This is a genomic window from Vibrio sp. McD22-P3 (genome assembly GCF_021568915.1).
GTDB lineage: Bacteria > Pseudomonadota > Gammaproteobacteria > Enterobacterales > Vibrionaceae > Vibrio > Vibrio mediterranei.
In genome coordinates this window covers 352,038-367,995 of the sequence record NZ_JAKGTN010000001.1, presented here as the reverse complement: position 1 = coordinate 367,995, position 15,958 = coordinate 352,038, and the positions used below count along the sequence as shown (strand labels likewise).

Below are 15,958 nucleotides of genomic sequence, written 5' to 3'. Positions count from 1 at the left end.
TAATGAGTAAATCAATCAAGGAAGAGCAAGCCTCTCAAGCGGATGAAAGCTTGGCTAAATTTATATCGTGGAGAGAAACTCAGTCTGCTGCTGATGTTGCGGCAATGAGCCGTGGCGCAAAGCTCAATAGGACTGAAGTTTCTAAGCGTGTGGGGATTGCTAAAAGCACTCTTAACGACAACCACCTTGTTAAAAAGGCTTTGCTTGATTGGGAGGAGGAGCTCAGAGGGAAAAAACAACTAGCTGCTTTAAGGGAAACACCAAAGGAATTCCTCCCTAAAGGGCGTGAGAGTGATTCTAAGGTAGAGGCAGAGTATATCCCTTACGACCAGTCACTTAAGCAACTCAAACGCCTTAGCGTTGAGGTAGAGAGCCTCAAAAAGAAATGTTTGGACAAGGATGCTGAAATTAGCAGGTTAAGGGGGCGACTTGAGCGGTATGAGGAGCTTTCTGAGGTACTATCAGGAACGGGAGTGCTTCCACGGTGAAGGACGATAAAGGCCGAGGTCTATTTCGCATAACATCCATGGGTTATGAGACGGAAGATGCCTATGTCCTGGGTGCAGTTGCAGTTGACGGTCATGGTGACCGTGTTTCGGCTCGTAAATACTACCGCATTAAAATTCAGGATACCGCCATGCCTGTTGAGCCTGCTATCGGTCAAATCTGGAAGGTGAGTGCTAAGGAAACCACGACTACTGAAGTGGTTCGAGGAGGTGCTGAGCTTCTTGATATTTTCATAAAGGCCAAGAGTGTTCGCCTCATTATCCCTGAAACCGAAAACCTTTTTACTAACTTTGTTTCAAAGGAACCACACTTTGTAGGCATAGGGGAGACGCTCGCTCGGAAGCTGTGGATTAAGTATCAAGCAGGCGTGTATGAGCACTTAGAAAACAAGGATGTTGAAAAGCTTACGTTTGTTCGAGGGATTACTGAGGTTGCTGCGGAGACCCTGATTTCTGGGTGGGAGCGATACGAAAACCTCAAGCAAATTGCATGGTTCGACAAGCACCAAATTCCTTCGGGGGTTGCACGAAATATTATTAAGTACCATAAGGCAAATGCGATTTACGCCATAGAGGAAGATCCCTACAGGCTAATTAGTTTTGGACTTAAGTTTCATCAGGCTGATCAGCTTGCACAAGAGTATTTCGGTTTAGCTCCTGATGATTACGTTCGGCTCCGAGGAGCTGTTGAGCAGGCTTTACTAGTAAGGATGCATGAAGGGCATACAGTGTCCAAGAATGAAAATCTGATGCCTCATGTGGAGTCACTACTCGGCACTAGGGAGTTGGCTGCTCAAGCACTTATGGCAGGCTATGAAAATACAGCTTTCATTATGAGTGATAAAGGTTATTACCATAGTATTGGGCAATGGATAATGGAGCAGACTGTAGCAAGGAGGTTTGCAAAATTATCCACAAGAACGATATGGACGCATCATTATGATTTCGCCTTAGATAAAGCCCTAAAAGGGCAGACTTTTCTCCTAACTGACAGGCAGAAAGAGGCTGTTCGGAGTGCGTTGTCCCATGGGCTATCAATTATTGCAGGTGGGGCTGGTACGGGTAAGACCACTGTACTCAATGTCGTTCTTCGGGCATACCAAGCATTAGGGACTGACATTCGAGCAATGGCTCTTAGTGGTCGGGCGGCGAAGAGGATCAATGAGGCAACTGGCTACCCAGCAAGAACTATCACAGGCTTTCTGAAGGAGCTTGAGAGCAATCCATTAGGAGAACGTGCTCTAATCGTTATTGATGAAGCTTCGATGGTTGATTTGGCAACAATGTTTAGTCTGGTAAGCAACACCTCATCACGGGTAAGGTTCTTGTTAGTTGGTGATCCTAAGCAGTTAGCCCCTATTGCCGCAGGACTCGTGCTTCATGAGACGGTGAATATAGTCCCTACAGTGACGTTAGATATTGTAAAACGTCAAAAAGGCAGTACAGGTATTCCTGAGTTCACTGAGAGAATAATTGAGCGGGCTGTACCTGATATTAGCATGTTTAACGACAATATCGTGTTCCATCAGTGTACCTCTGAGGGGCTCAACGATCTTGTGGGCAATCTATATGCTGAGAGTCCTTCTGAGACTCAAATCATCTCAGCCATGTATAGTGGCAATGGCGGTATTGACGCTATTAATAGTCTCTGTCAGCAGCTTTATAACCCTCACGGTACGAGGTTGGAGTTCGTTGTTAATGGTATTCCTAACTACCTGGATATACGTGAAAATGATCCTGTTATCTTCGTTGAGAATAATTGGGAACGTGGAGTCCAGAACGGTACTTTAGGGAGGTTGCTAAATGTTGGTACACCGAAAGTGGAAGTTGATGATGGAGAAGTTAGTCTAGCTGATGTGCTCATCGATACTGGAGAAATGATTCCACTGACTGTTGACCTACTGGATTCACTAAAACTCTCTTACTCCATTTCTTTGCACAAGGCTCAGGGAAGTCAGTTTAAACGGATTATTGTGCCACTGACCGATAGTAAGATGCTCGACAATTCATGGATCTATACAGCTCTGACTAGAGCCGAGGTCAAAATCGAACTAGTTGGAGCTAAGAAAGACTTTGAGGATGCTGTCAATCGATGTAGTGAAGCAGATAAGCGTGATACATACCTCAAACAACTTTTGCTTCAAGAGTTGGAACTGTTGTCAGAGCAAGTCTTGTAAAGCTTTTATAAGCATGGCGCTTGACGGTGTTAAACCAAGCGAGCTTGCGAGACGATTTAATACTGGCAAGTGTCTAGAATTATCCAATTCTTAGCGTTTCTTAATCAGTTTAAGAATTCTTAACTATGTTAGAAGCAAGACTATTGTTCCTTTCAAGCGGTTTACCGCTTGGTTTTGGGCAAAGTGTCTTTGTGTTTAATTTATAGAGGGTTAAGTATGAATAAGCTGGCAAATAGACAGGTGCTCTGTCCTGTCCCACTCCAAACAGTCGAGTTCCAAAGAGAGTTGGATATACGTGCTGCTCAGAATCTTAAAAACTTGTGGTTGCAATACAAGAGAAATAACAAACTGACACAAGAAGAGTTTGCTAACTGTCGTTTAGGATGGAGTCAAGGAAACTTCTCTCAATACCTAAACGGTAAGACTCCGATTGGTCGTAAGTCACTTTTGAAACTCTCTGAAGCGCTAAAGTGTAAGCCATCTGATATTAGAGAGGAATTTAAAGATGGGGATGTTGCTCGGTTTAGGACTGCTACCGAAACCTTATTGCTAATTCTTAGAAGGTATCAGGTTTCACATGAAGATAGTTTGCTCATACGTCAAATTGAGAAGTTGTTAGCGGACGAATAAGTTAGAACATCACGTGACTATGCAAATTAAGCATTTTTTACAAGTAGTTAAGGGCTATATGCAGAGTGTTGATTGGTGTATAGTTGTATAAAATTCCAGCGCGGAGGTGAGCGTGAGTATATACAATGGATTATTAGGTGGCGGAATGTACCAGCGGTCGATAAAACGAAATGTTTTCATATCTTACTATCATGGCGATCAATACGCCGTAAACGAATTTGTTCGGGTGTTTGGTCGTGAGTTAAATGTTTTTACACCGTGCATGTTAGCTGAGGGCCAAAGGTTTACGGACGATATCATTAACAGCACTAACCCTGCATATGTAATGCAACAGATCCGTAATCGATACTTTGGGCATTCAACTGTCACAATAGTTTTGTTAGGAAATTGTACTCATAGCCGTCGTTATGTTGATTGGGAGATTAAAGCTTCTTTGCAGAGAGGAGGTGTTGGAGGGCAACTTCCACACGGTCTGATGGCGATTAATCTATGTAAGATGAACTCAACGAAGTTTATACCACCAAGATTTGCGGCAAACTGGAATCAAGATAATGTTGATTGTTACGCACCTTTTTATCGTTACCCGAACAGCGCTGATGAACTTCGAGGTTGGATCGAAGAAGCATACAGATCTCGAACTGAAAGGTCTCATCTGATATCAAATGCGAGCGAAATGATGAAAAACAACAGTGTTTGTAACGTTTGTGGGGTTACTCATTAATGACTGTTGAATTAGACCCTGGACAAGCAATAAGCGGTACACAAACGTGGGAATTTAATATCTTATCGGTTACAGTTGATGGTCTCAGCACTGCTTTAAACCTAAATCTTCCCCTATCTATCGCTCTAGTTATAGTCGTGTTGGTGGTTTCCTTTTTATTGAGAAAAATATCTCTTAAATTTAAAGGTTTTAGTACTGATGAAATTACAGTAAAAGAACCATTTACGGGTACTGAAGTTAAGATAAAAGCTAACACTGAAGATAAAAAAATAGCTCACAAAATATGGACAGAACTGATAACACGCAAAGCTGCTATTCCATTTCAACGCGATAAAGATGTAATAGTTGAAGTGTACGACAGTTGGCATACATTGTTTCAATGTGTACGCGAGCAAATAAGTGCCATACCTGTTGAAAAGTTACGAGGACGAGAAAAAGTAGATATTGAGCAACTAATAGACATTTCAACCAAGGTGCTGAATGAAGGCTTACGACCTCACCTTACCGAATGGCAAGCAAGATATCGGGCTTGGTACTCTCATGCACAAAACGAAGAGCAAAACAGTGATCTTACTCCACAGGAGTTACAGCGTAAGTATCCCCTATATGATGAGCTTGTATCTGATATAGAGTCTGTGAACTCAAAACTCGCTGTGTTTGCCCATGAACTAAAGAAAATTGTTAGAAGTTAGTTTCTAAAATCTTGTTTGAAACTAGTACCAATAAGGAGCCTCTTTTGCAGTTTATTCATAACGATTTAGGAACTAGGAGCCGAGGTGAAATCGTTGAAGTCACCTTAACTGCCGCCGCCAACGTGCGATTGATGGATAACAGTAACTTCAACTCTTATAAGAATGGGAGAAGGCATCGATATGTCGGAGGATTAGCAAAACGAAGCCCAATTAGATTAACGATTCCCAATTCTGGTCGCTGGCATGTCGCTATAGACATGCAGGGTTTAAGAGGTAGCACTCGTGCAGGTGTTAGAGTGTTACCTTCAGCTTTGCCTGATTATCTAGAACGTCCTTTGACTGATGTCCCTAGTTTAGTTCGTGACAATATTCCTCCATCCGTTGAATCTGGCGGTGTAACACACGATGTTTTTATCTCACATGCCTCAGAAGACAAAGACGAGTTTGTGAGACCGCTTGCGAATGCCCTTATATCGAAAGGCTTAGATGTTTGGTTCGATGAAATGACATTGAGAATCGGTGATAGTTTAAGACAAAAAATTGATAAAGGGCTCGCAAACAGTAGAGTAGGTCTTGTCGTTTTATCGGAGTCTTTCATTAAAAAGGGCTGGACTAATTATGAGCTTGACGGGATGGTTTCTAGGAACGTCAACGGAGAGCAAATACTATTGCCTATTTGGCATAATATTACTAAGCAACAGGTGATCGATTTTAGTCCGTCACTAGCCGACAAAGTTGCTAGAAGTACGGCGACTCATACAATCGATGAGATAGCAGTGGAGATTTCGGATTTGCTTCAATCTAGTGACTACAAATAGCATTTATATTTACATATTGTTTCTTGGCTTGATTGTGATTGAATTCTTGAACTACGATCAACGTGGTACTTTACAGATTAATTGGTAATCCAATAGTGCGATGATGTTAAACTAATAGCTTGTATTATGGACTTGTCTGACTATCTTTTTGTAAAGTTTTGCATCTTGAAAGAAGAAACTTTACGAAATTCGTTACATTTTACTGTTAGGTTTTCAGTAAGGTGTATATATGACAAGGGGTTGGGGTGGTCGGTCAGTCACCAAGGTCACCACAACCATTCTAATCAGTGCTGAATATCAAGTCAAATTAAGTTCTATTTGATTATTGCATAGAAAAGCCGCGATGAATTCGCGGTTTTTTTTGTTTCTTAGAGACAACGCATTGCTTGTTGCTTAACGGGTTATAGTAAATTTGATATAACAAACAGTTAACGCGATAGCTTATTTTATATAATGTACGCATGAATCTCTCTTGTTGCATCAACGAGTTGAGTTCGGACGACAAACGTTAATGACATCATCGGTTCAAAAAGGACTTTAGTACCTATGAGGCAAACTCCCACCCTCAAACTGAGCACTCGCTTAGTGGCTTTTGTGACAGTAATTGTCATGAGTGCCGTATTTATTCTGTTTGTTGGCGGAACACTATCCATTAAAAGGATGGGCCAAGAGTACCTCAATCACCACTTGGCTGGCATTGTTCGAGTTATCGATAAAGAATTAGAAGACCCCGATGCAGCCTATATGATGCAGCGTTGGATGCCTAAGATGCTGCAAGCCAGTAATATCATTGAGATGCAGCTGACCTCTTCAGCTGGTGTGGTATACCGATACAAAAACACCTCTCCAACTATAGATCGCACCATTGTGTATCGAGAAGGTTTTGATTTAGAGCGTAATGATGGCTATCGCGTCGAATTTACCGCGCTGCCCCCTTATTTGGATGTTCGTTATTCCATTGAAGCCATGTGGTCGGTCACCTTAGCTTTTGGGTTGATTGTCTTTTGCCTAATGCAAGGGGTGAAGTGGCTTCGTAAACAGCTAGTTGGCTCTGAGTTATTGGAAGAACGAGGCCGGATGATCTTAGGTGGTCGCGTAGAGCAGTTTGCTAAAGGAGATGAAAGAGAATGGCCTTATACCGCTAGTGAGGCTTTAGACATTCTAATCGAAGAATTGCAAGATGCTCGCCAAGAGCGCAGTCGATTCGACACCTTTATTCGCACGCAAACCTTCCTTGATCCATTGACCGGCAGTGCAAATCGAATGCTATTTGATAGCAAACTAGAATCTGCGATACATGAAAGCGGCGCTCAGGGCGGTGTTATGCTATTTCGAATCGAAGACTGGGATCAAGTACAGGAGGTTCAAGGTAAATCAACGTCAGATGACTTCCTCGTGGAAGTTGGTGAAGTGATTTCCAACGCGGTTCAGAAATATCCTGATGTGATTTTCTCCCGTTACTATGACGCCGATTTTGCCGTATTTATTCCGCATCAAAGCAGCAAAGATGTTGCTAACCTAGCAAACCAATGTATTCGTCAGCTTGAAAAGATCACGCCGCCAACGCCTCTTGATGAAGAGAACTGGTGTCACATTGGCGTCAGTATGTATTCCGAAGGTGAACGCCAAGGGCGCATCATGGAAGAAGCAGAAACGGCGCTGAAAAGTGCTCAACTGCAAAAGGTGAATAACTGGAGCCGATTTAGCAAGCAAGTCCAAAAATTCGATGAGCGTGGCAGTGTGCGTTGGCGTACATTGTTTGATAAAGCGCTTCTGCCTGAGAATCTACTTATTTTTTCGCAGCCCTGTTATTTGTACGAAAAAGGGAAGGAGCTCGACGTACTTCACAAAGAATTGTTTGCACGAATTGAAGATCCGGAACGAGGTATTGTTAAAGCGTCACGATTCCATTCCGCTTTACTTCAAGTAGGTTACGAGTCCAATTTTGATCGTGCTGTGCTCAATAAAGTGTTACGAAACATTAAGAAAAGTCCGGCTATTCTACCGATTTCTATCAATCTTTATGTCGTGCCATTTGCCAACAAAGGTTATTTTAAGTGGTTTCGTGATGAGTTGTTGCAGTTACCTATCGCGGTACGCTCACAACTGAGCTTTGAATTTTCCGAAGCAAGACTAGTTCAACATCTGGACTATATTCGTCCAGTTGTTAGAATGCTGTCCGGTTTAGGGTGCACGGTAATCGTAGGTCAGGCTGGTCGTTCGATTGTGAGTACTCATTACATCAAAGATCTGAAAGTAGATTATCTTAAGTTGCATCGCAGCTTAATTAAGAAAATTGATCAACGGGATGAAAACCAATTGTTTGTTCGCAGCATGGTTGGTGCTTGTGGGGACTCCAAAACACAAGTTATTGCCGTAGGCGTGGAAAATAAAAAAGAGTGGCATACGCTGCTTGATCTTGGTGTTAGCGGTGGTCAAGGACGTTATTTTGCAGCTGAAACACAACTCATGCCAGATCCTAAGCCAAAAGCGGCAATGATAAAGCCTGGACGAAGAAATCGTTGGAAAAGAACCTAACGCGGAAATGTTATGACGTTTAAAAACATCGTTGCTCGATTTAGGTCGAAACAAGCGAATACTTCCCCAATGGTAGTTATTATGCAGTCGGACGGCGTCTTTTTGTCAGAGAAAGGACAGCTTAAGGTTAGTAACTGTGATATTACTGCCAACAATTGGCAAAAGGCGCTTGAGCAACTGCTGCAGCCCAAAGCAACCAAGGGCCAAGGCGTCAATGTTGTCATTGGTAGCGACCTTTATCATACCTATCAAATAGACACGCCAAGAATACCAAAATCTGAATGGCCTCAAGCTCTGCCTTTTTTATTAAAGGATGTTATCAGTGAGCGAGTGACTGAGATTGTTGCCGATGGTCTAGAGCTGCCAAGCTTGAATAAAACAACTGCCTATGTGATTCAGAAATCCTGGCTGTTACAGCTTCGTGGTGTATTAGAAAACTTAGGATTGGAACTGTCTCAAGTTATTCCAGAAGAGCTATTTTGGGCAAGAGCTCAAAAAGAGAGTCACAGCGCTGTTTTACTGCAAAGAAGTCGTTTTCATCATTATCGAGTGAGTGCTTTTGTTGAACAATTGCCGATTTTCCATCGAACTATTCGTAGTGTTTCTGGCCCTGTTATTCAAGGTGAAACCATTGGGCTTGATGTCGACAGCTTAGCGCTTGAGTTGCAAAGGTCTCTTGATTATCTGTCATCACAATTAAAAACAGGTGGCGTACATGCGTTGCAAGTTTGCTGTGATGAAGAATCGGAAAACCAACTGGCTGAAGTACTCACTGCACGATTGAATGTCAAAGTGAAGCCGCTCGTTTCCGAGCGTACGGGGTGGTCTGGAGCGTTATTAGCTCAAATTGCTAGTGAGCAGTTGGAAGGGCCAGCAGTTAACCTGTATCCATCGTATTTAAAGCCTAAACAAGAACATTTCACCTTAACTAGAGTTGCGTCTGTAATGGCTCTGACAGTAACAGCTGCTGTTGCGGTGTATGGGTATATTTCAGTTTCAACAGTTCAATTAGAAAGCGAGCTAGCACAATCGGAGTCTCGCGCAGACTCATTACACGATGAATTAAGCCAGCAAAAAGCGGCGTTGGAGTCACATCGACCTTCTCCGGTTAAAGTTGCCGCCGTAGAGCGCTTAAAGCAGGAGATCGCCGCGAAAAAAGACGCGTTGGATGCGGTAGATGACTATGACAAAGAGCAGCAAGTTGGCTATTCAAGCGTGATGAACTCGCTTGCGACGTTGGGAAGAAACGACATTTCAATTCAACATATTTACCTTGATAAAAGCAATATTGATATTTCTGGATTAGCACGAAACGCCAGTGTGATTCCAAACTGGGTTGGGCAATTCAAGCAAGAGCAAAGTCTGGTTGGAAGAACCTTTAAGACCTTGAAAATTGGTCGTAATACTAATGATGTCGTGACATTTGAATTGCGTACCAGTCCAGAAAATCGATCTCTAGATACTGTGGTAAATGCGGGTGAAAAAGTGGATGCGACACAAGTATTGGAGGCTCAGCAGTGAAGGACTATTGGCTGAAGTTAGATCAGAAGTTCCTCGCCTTAAGTACAAGAGAAAAATCGTTACTCTCAATCTGTGCTTTCGTCATTGTGGCTATGATGCTTTATCTGCTGTTGCTAGAGCCTAGTTTATTGCAAAAGAGCCGTTTGGAACGACAACTTCAACAAGTTTCCAGTGAAAACATGGAACTAGAAGGGCAGCTTTCAGTATTGAGCAGCCAGCTTAAACAAGATCCAGACAAAGACATTAATCTTGAGTTCAATCAGTTAATTGATGAGAGCCAAGCGTTATCAGAACAGCTCTCTGGATTGGTGGATAATCTTATCTCACCGGTCCAAATGACTAACGTGCTTGAATTGGTGTTAAGCAAGAGCCAAGGCTTGAAACTTGTCGCTCTTGAGTCGCTACCACCAGAGCCTATTACTGGCACTGATGGAGCAAGTGAGTACTCCGGTTACTTCGTTCATCCGGTTAAGATTGAATTGACGGGTAACTATTTTGCTATCGCCAAATATCTGTCTGAGTTGGAGCAAATGCCGGTTAAATATTATTGGCGTAGCTTTAAATATGATGTGGAAAAACATCCCAAAGCTCGCTTGATTTTAGAAGTGTACACACTGGGCACTCGCAAGGAGTTTATTGGTGGTTAGAGCAATATTTATCGCCTTATTGAGTGTTTCCATGTCTTCGTGGGCGACCCAAGATCCCACTGCACCTTTAGGGTGGGCGCAGCCAACACAAGTACAAACGAAACCGAAGAAAAAAGTGGTGTACCGATTGCCGAAATTGCAAAGCATTGTTTGCGAACAGGCAATGCCGTGTTCAGCCGTGATGAATGACAAAGTGGTTGAAAAAGGTGATGTCATTAACGGTTACAAAGTCGTCAATATCAACAGTGAAAATCTCCTCCTTCAGCGCGCAGGCAAGCAGTGGAAACTTGGCTTATTTGCGATGGACGTAAAAAACTAAGGCTATAAGAATATGATGCGTAAGGTAGTAGTCGGTATATGTATCGCAGCATTGGTGGGATGTTCAATGGGACATCGAGATCCGGTTGAAATAAAGCAAAGTCTCAATGAATCGGTAAACAATGCGAATAACAAGAGCCTAGATGAGTTGCCCCCAACGGTGGAAGCCGACCTAATGCCTGAGCTAGACACTCAGGCAGGCTCACATTCGAGCCGAACGCTGAAGCGTTTCCGAGTGCAAGCCAATGGTGTTGAAGCCAAAGCATTTTTCACCAGTTTGGTAAAAGGAACTGAGTACAGCGTGTCTATTCACCCGAGTGTATCGGGTAAAATTACTGCTAACTTGAGTGATGTGACGTTAGATGAAGTGCTGGATAACGTTAGTGATATGTATGGTTATGACATTGAGAAAAAAGGTCGAATCATCCAAGTGTATCCAGCGGGCTTACGCACAGTTTCTATTCCAGTGGATTACTTGCAGTTCAAACGTTCAGGTCGCTCATTAACCTCGATCACGACTGGAACCATCTCCAGCAGAGATTCGAGCAATAACAACAATAGCAGTAATTCAAACAATAACTCGAACTCGAACAGCTCAAGTTCGAGCTCGTCCAGTTCATCGAACTCAAATAACGTTAATGGTGGCAATAGCAACAATAATGAGCAAGGTGGTACCCGCATTGAAACCACTAGTGAAAGTGATTTCTGGCCTGCGCTTGAGCAAGCAGTGAGTAAGTTGATAGGTACTGGTGACGGCCGCAGTGTAGTGGTTACCCCTCAAGCCAGTTTACTTACGTTACGCGCTTATCCCGATGAAATTCGTCAGGTTAGAGAATTTTTAGATATGTCGCAGCAGCGACTTCATCGTCAAGTGATTCTGGAAGCAAAGATTCTAGAAGTAACGCTGAGCGACGGTTATCAACAAGGCATTAGCTGGAGCAATATTGGTGCGGCAATTGGTAGTGGTGGTGTATCTATCTCCCGACCAGCACAAAACCCAGTACCACCTTTAAATCAGATTGGCACCCTGTTAGGTGGGCAAACTAACGTGACCATTACGGACGGACACTTTGAAGCCGTATTGAGCTTTATGGCGACGCAAGGCGATCTCAATGTCCTTTCTAGTCCTCGAATCACCGCCGCCAACAACCAAAAATCGGTTATCAAAGTGGGTACCGATGAGTACTTCGTTACTGATATCTCAACGGTAATTGGTTCTGGTGAAAATGCCAACGTAGCGCCTCAAGTTGAATTAACCCCCTTCTTCTCGGGTATTTCTTTGGACGTGACGCCGCAAATTGATGAAAAAGGTAATGTTCTGCTGCATGTTCATCCTGCGGTTATTGAAGTTCAAGAAGAGAAAAAAGAGATAGAAGTGTTAGGGGATTCTATCATTGTGCCGCTAGCGAAAAGCTCTATTCGTGAATCAGATTCTGTTATCCGTGCAGCTGACGGCGACGTTGTGGTGATTGGTGGCCTGATGAAATCAGCAACTACTGAAATGGTCTCTAAAGTGCCATATCTTGGGGATATCCCTGCACTGGGGCACTTGTTTAGAAATACGCAAAACGTGACAGAGAAGACGGAGTTGGTCATCTTGCTACGTCCGACTGTTGTTGGCGTGAATACATGGCAGAAAGAAGTTGAGCGTTCTCGTGACTTACTTAACGAGTGGTTCCCTGAAGATTAAAAGGCTTGACGTTTGAGTTGAAGCGATTGGAACGATAAACGGTGTACTTAGACTATTTCGGATTTGAGCAATACCCATTTGCGCTGACGCCCAATACTGCGCTGTTTTTTGGTCTGTCGCCGCATTATGAGGCGATACAGACTGTGACGGCGGGCGTGGCACTTGGTGAAGGAGTCCTCAAAGTCACGGGCGAAGTAGGTACTGGAAAAACCTTAGTCTGCCGAATGTTAATCAAACAGCTCGAGGCTGATTACAGCTTAGTTTATCTGCCCAATCCGGTGTTGTCCGGTGCTGAGTTAAGAATTGCTATTGCTAAAGAACTTGGCATAGAGCAATGCCAGCAACATACGTTGCTCGAAGATATTCAGAAAAAACTTATCGAAGCCAAACAGTCCAAGCGACCAGTAGTAGCTTTGATTGATGAAGCTCAGGCCTTATCTGATGAAGCACTAGAGACGCTTCGTTTATTAGGAAATCTAGAAACCGAAGACAGCAAATTGATGCACTTAGTGCTGTTTGGGCAGCCCGAATTGGATACGCGACTTGAACAGCATCACCTAAGGCAATTTAGACAGCGAATCACCTTCAGTGCCACATTGCGTGCTATGGCAAAAGCTGAGTGTTTTGCTTATGTCCAGCAGAGAACGATGAGCGCTGGACGTGAAGAACATCTGTTCAGTCATCATCAACTCGCTGCCATATGGCGAGCAAGTAAAGGCGTTCCAAGATTAGTGCACCAAATTTGCCATAAAACACTGTTGTTAGCGTTTGGTGACAACAGCCAGCAGGTATTAAACCGCCACTTGTATCTGGCGATAAAAGATACTTTTGATGCCACCAAGCCGATATTCAAATACCCAGTACTCTGGGGATGGAAATAACTATGAGTGCGATTAATAAAGCCTTATCAAATCTGAGTAGTAAACCCAATAATTCTCATGTGAATATTGAGCAAGCTGTAATACCCAAAGTGAGAAATACCTCTCCCATTGTGTGGATTGGGGTTGGAATCTTAGTCAGTTTAGCGATGGGAAGCTGGGCGTTTTCTACAGCAAATATGCCACCTTCTATGAGTGTGCCTCAAGAAGGTGCACGCTCTTTAGCGCCGCCTCGTACCCAATTAAACTCACCGACAGCGAATTTAGGCTCCGCTTCTTCTAATGTGTTTGACTTACCAAAGGCAAAGCTGACTGATGTTCAACGTGTATCGTTAGTCAAAGACCAGTCAAAAGCCGTCACTACGATGGCAGATATGCACGTATTGCCGTCCTCTGCTGAACCTATTTTGTTAGCCCAACTATCTCCAAATAAAGTTGAGCCTCAAGCCAACGGTGGAGAGATGGTGGTTGAGCAAGTAGAACTCAGCTCGGAACAGTTAGCGGAAAAGGCCATTCAACGTGCCAAGAAATCGATTGATGCCAATGATATTAATGGTGCACTTGAGAATTATACCGCTGCACTTAGATACGCACCGGAAAACGAGCAAGTGAGACAGCGATTGTCGGCGCTCTACTACGGTAAAGGTCAGACCCGAAAATCGTATGAACTTTTGCAAGAAGGGATTAATCGTAACCCGTCTGGTGAAAGGTTACGTTTGGCGTTAACGAAATTACTTATCAAAGAGAATCAACAGGAGGCAGCCCTCACGCCATTGGTTTATCTGCCTGAGTATCCATCGACTGAATACTTATCACTAAGAGCCGGTCTCGCGCAGCGAAATAAACAAGCCGATTTGGCCTATCAAAGCTATGAGTTGCTTACCCAACAAGACGGTGAAAATGCTCGTTGGTGGATGGGGCTTGCTATTCAGCAGGAGCGTAAAATGGAGTTTTCACTAGCTAAAAACTCTTATGAAAACGCGCTCGAAAAGATAGGTGTTTCAAGCCAGTCGAAAGCATTTATTCACGACAGACTTAAGGTCATAGAAAGCCTCGAAGGAAGTAATGATGCAAATTAAACTTCGTAAACGTCTCGGTGATTTACTGGTTGAAGAAGGCATTATCAATGAACAGCAGCTACAGCAGGCTTTGTCTATTCAGCGTAATACAGGCCGAAAGCTTGGTGCAACACTAATAGAGCTGGCTGCCCTGTCCGAACAGCAGATGCTAACGTTTTTGTCGCAGCAATTAGCTTTACCATTGATCGATTTAAGTCGGGCACAAGTTGATGTGGATGCGGTTCAGCTTCTTCCTGAAGTTCATGCAAGACGCTTGCGAGCACTTGTGATTGGTCGTCGAGACGATACATTGCGAGTCGCGATGAGCGATCCTGCGGATCTTTTTGTTCAGGAATCGTTGTTAAACCAACTTGGTCAATACGCTATCGAGTTTGTTATTGCCCCCGAAAAGCAATTGCTTGACGGTTTTGACCGCTACTATCGCCGTACCAAAGAAATCGCTTCATTTGCCGAGCAGCTTCATGCTGAGCATCAGTCGACGGATGTTTTTGACTTCAATATTGAAGAAGATGAAAGCGAAGAGGTGACGGTGGTTAAGCTGATTAACTCTTTGTTTGAAGACGCCATTCAAGTAGGTGCTTCTGATATTCATATTGAACCAGATGCCGACGTGTTGCGTCTTAGACAGCGTATTGATGGCGTGTTACATGAGACGTTATTAAATGAAGTGAATGTTGCGCCAGCAATGGTACTGCGATTGAAGCTTATGGCAAATTTGGACATTTCGGAAAAGCGTCTACCTCAAGATGGCCGATTTAATATTAGAGCCAAAGGACAATCGGTTGATATTCGTATGTCGACTATGCCTGTTGAACATGGAGAATCTGTGGTCATGCGTCTGCTCAACCAATCAACAGGTGTCAGAAGGCTTGAAGAGTCGGGGATTCCAAATGATCTGCTGATTAAATTGCGAAAGCAGTTGCGTCGCCCTCACGGAATGATCTTGGTCACTGGACCAACGGGGTCCGGAAAAACCACGACTTTATATGGTGCGCTGACTGAGTTAAATAGTCCTGGAAAAAAGATCATTACTGCAGAAGATCCGGTTGAATATCGTTTGCCTCGAGTCAATCAGGTTCAAGTAAACCCAAAAATTAATTTGGACTTTTCATCGATCCTGAGAACTTTCCTACGCCAAGATCCTGATATTATTCTCGTCGGCGAAATGCGTGACCAAGAAACCGTGGAAATTGGTTTGCGTGCTGCATTAACCGGGCACTTGGTTCTTACAACTTTGCATACCAATGATTCTGTCGACAGTGCGTTACGAATGATGGATATGGGGGCTCCTGGGTACTTAGTTGCTAGTGCCGTAAGAGCGGTCATTGCCCAACGTTTGGTGAGAAGAATTTGCCCCGATTGCAAACGTGAGCATCCAGCGGATGAGCATGTAAAGCAATGGCTGATGACTCGCTTCCCTAATCAAACAGAGATGATCTTCTATAAAGGGCAGGGGTGTCAAAACTGTAATCTAACCGGCTATAGAGGACGGATAGGCGTATTTGAAATGCTGGAACTCGACCAAGGAATGATGGACGCCTTACGGGCGAATGATGCTGTACTGTTCTCACAGCGAGCTAGAGCCTCGAAAGAATATAAACCCTTGCTCGCGTCCGCAATGGAACTCGCAATTCAAGGAACCGTCAGCCTAGATGAAGTGATGGCACTGGGTGAAGGGGATGCTTCCGGTAGCATCGAACCTATTTACATTTAGTTTAATGGTTTATAGCTAGAGATAAGACA

The 15,958-nt window shown here is 43.6% G+C and carries 14 protein-coding genes; all 14 read left to right on the top strand.

The window, feature by feature from the left end; all coding sequences use genetic code 11:
- Positions 1-2: 2 nt before the first annotated feature.
- Positions 3-488: a VPA1267 family protein gene (locus tag L2W36_RS01670; RefSeq protein ID WP_236109170.1), complete on the top strand. Its 486-nt coding sequence runs from the start codon at positions 3-5 to the stop codon at positions 486-488.
- The gene (locus tag L2W36_RS01665; protein ID WP_236109169.1) at positions 485-2,683 is read left to right on the top strand and encodes an ATP-dependent DNA helicase; all 2,199 of its coding nucleotides are present in this window, start codon (positions 485-487) and stop codon (positions 2,681-2,683) included. Before L2W36_RS01670 ends, L2W36_RS01665 begins: the two co-directional genes overlap by 4 nt.
- 216 nt (positions 2,684-2,899) lie before the next feature.
- A complete protein-coding gene (locus L2W36_RS01660) occupies positions 2,900-3,313 on the top strand; it encodes a helix-turn-helix domain-containing protein (RefSeq protein WP_236109168.1) in 414 nt (137 codons plus the stop codon).
- 112 nt (positions 3,314-3,425) lie between these two features.
- Positions 3,426-4,034 carry a TIR domain-containing protein gene (locus tag L2W36_RS01655; protein WP_236109167.1) on the top strand — a complete coding sequence of 203 codons (609 nt, stop codon included), beginning with the start codon at positions 3,426-3,428 and terminating at the stop codon, positions 4,032-4,034.
- Complete coding sequence (locus L2W36_RS01650) at positions 4,034-4,726, top strand: hypothetical protein (RefSeq protein WP_236109166.1); 693 nt, start codon at positions 4,034-4,036, stop codon at positions 4,724-4,726. The genes L2W36_RS01655 and L2W36_RS01650 overlap by 1 nt, the downstream gene beginning before the upstream one ends.
- A 44-nt stretch (positions 4,727-4,770) precedes the next feature.
- Positions 4,771-5,544 (top strand): DUF1883 domain-containing protein, encoded by a 774-nt coding sequence (locus L2W36_RS01645; RefSeq protein ID WP_236109165.1) that lies wholly within the window; start codon positions 4,771-4,773, stop codon positions 5,542-5,544.
- Between the two features lie 546 nt (positions 5,545-6,090).
- On the top strand, positions 6,091-8,082 hold the full coding sequence (csrD, locus tag L2W36_RS01640) for an RNase E specificity factor CsrD (protein ID WP_006070984.1): 1,992 nt from the start codon (positions 6,091-6,093) through the stop codon (positions 8,080-8,082).
- Positions 8,083-8,094: 12 nt separating this feature from the next.
- Positions 8,095-9,603, top strand: a complete 1,509-nt coding sequence (locus L2W36_RS01635) for an MSHA biogenesis protein MshI (RefSeq protein WP_236109164.1) — start codon at positions 8,095-8,097, stop codon at positions 9,601-9,603.
- Positions 9,600-10,250: a type II secretion system protein GspM gene (gene gspM, locus L2W36_RS01630; protein ID WP_236109163.1), complete on the top strand. Its 651-nt coding sequence runs from the start codon at positions 9,600-9,602 to the stop codon at positions 10,248-10,250. The genes L2W36_RS01635 and gspM overlap by 4 nt, the downstream gene beginning before the upstream one ends.
- Positions 10,243-10,569, top strand: coding sequence for a hypothetical protein (locus tag L2W36_RS01625; RefSeq protein ID WP_006070989.1), 327 nt, complete (start codon positions 10,243-10,245; stop codon positions 10,567-10,569). The genes gspM and L2W36_RS01625 overlap by 8 nt, the downstream gene beginning before the upstream one ends.
- Before the next feature lie 15 nt (positions 10,570-10,584).
- On the top strand, positions 10,585-12,258 hold the full coding sequence (mshL, locus tag L2W36_RS01620) for a pilus (MSHA type) biogenesis protein MshL (RefSeq protein WP_198558236.1): 1,674 nt from the start codon (positions 10,585-10,587) through the stop codon (positions 12,256-12,258).
- A 41-nt stretch (positions 12,259-12,299) separates the two neighbouring features.
- On the top strand, positions 12,300-13,139 hold the full coding sequence (locus L2W36_RS01615) for an ExeA family protein (RefSeq protein WP_236109162.1): 840 nt from the start codon (positions 12,300-12,302) through the stop codon (positions 13,137-13,139).
- Positions 13,140-13,141: 2 nt separating this feature from the next.
- Positions 13,142-14,215: a tetratricopeptide repeat protein gene (locus tag L2W36_RS01610; protein ID WP_236109161.1), complete on the top strand. Its 1,074-nt coding sequence runs from the start codon at positions 13,142-13,144 to the stop codon at positions 14,213-14,215.
- Entirely contained in the window at positions 14,205-15,929 is a 1,725-nt protein-coding gene (locus L2W36_RS01605; RefSeq protein ID WP_236109160.1) for a GspE/PulE family protein, read from the top strand. The genes L2W36_RS01610 and L2W36_RS01605 overlap by 11 nt, the downstream gene beginning before the upstream one ends.
- Positions 15,930-15,958 lie beyond the last annotated feature (29 nt).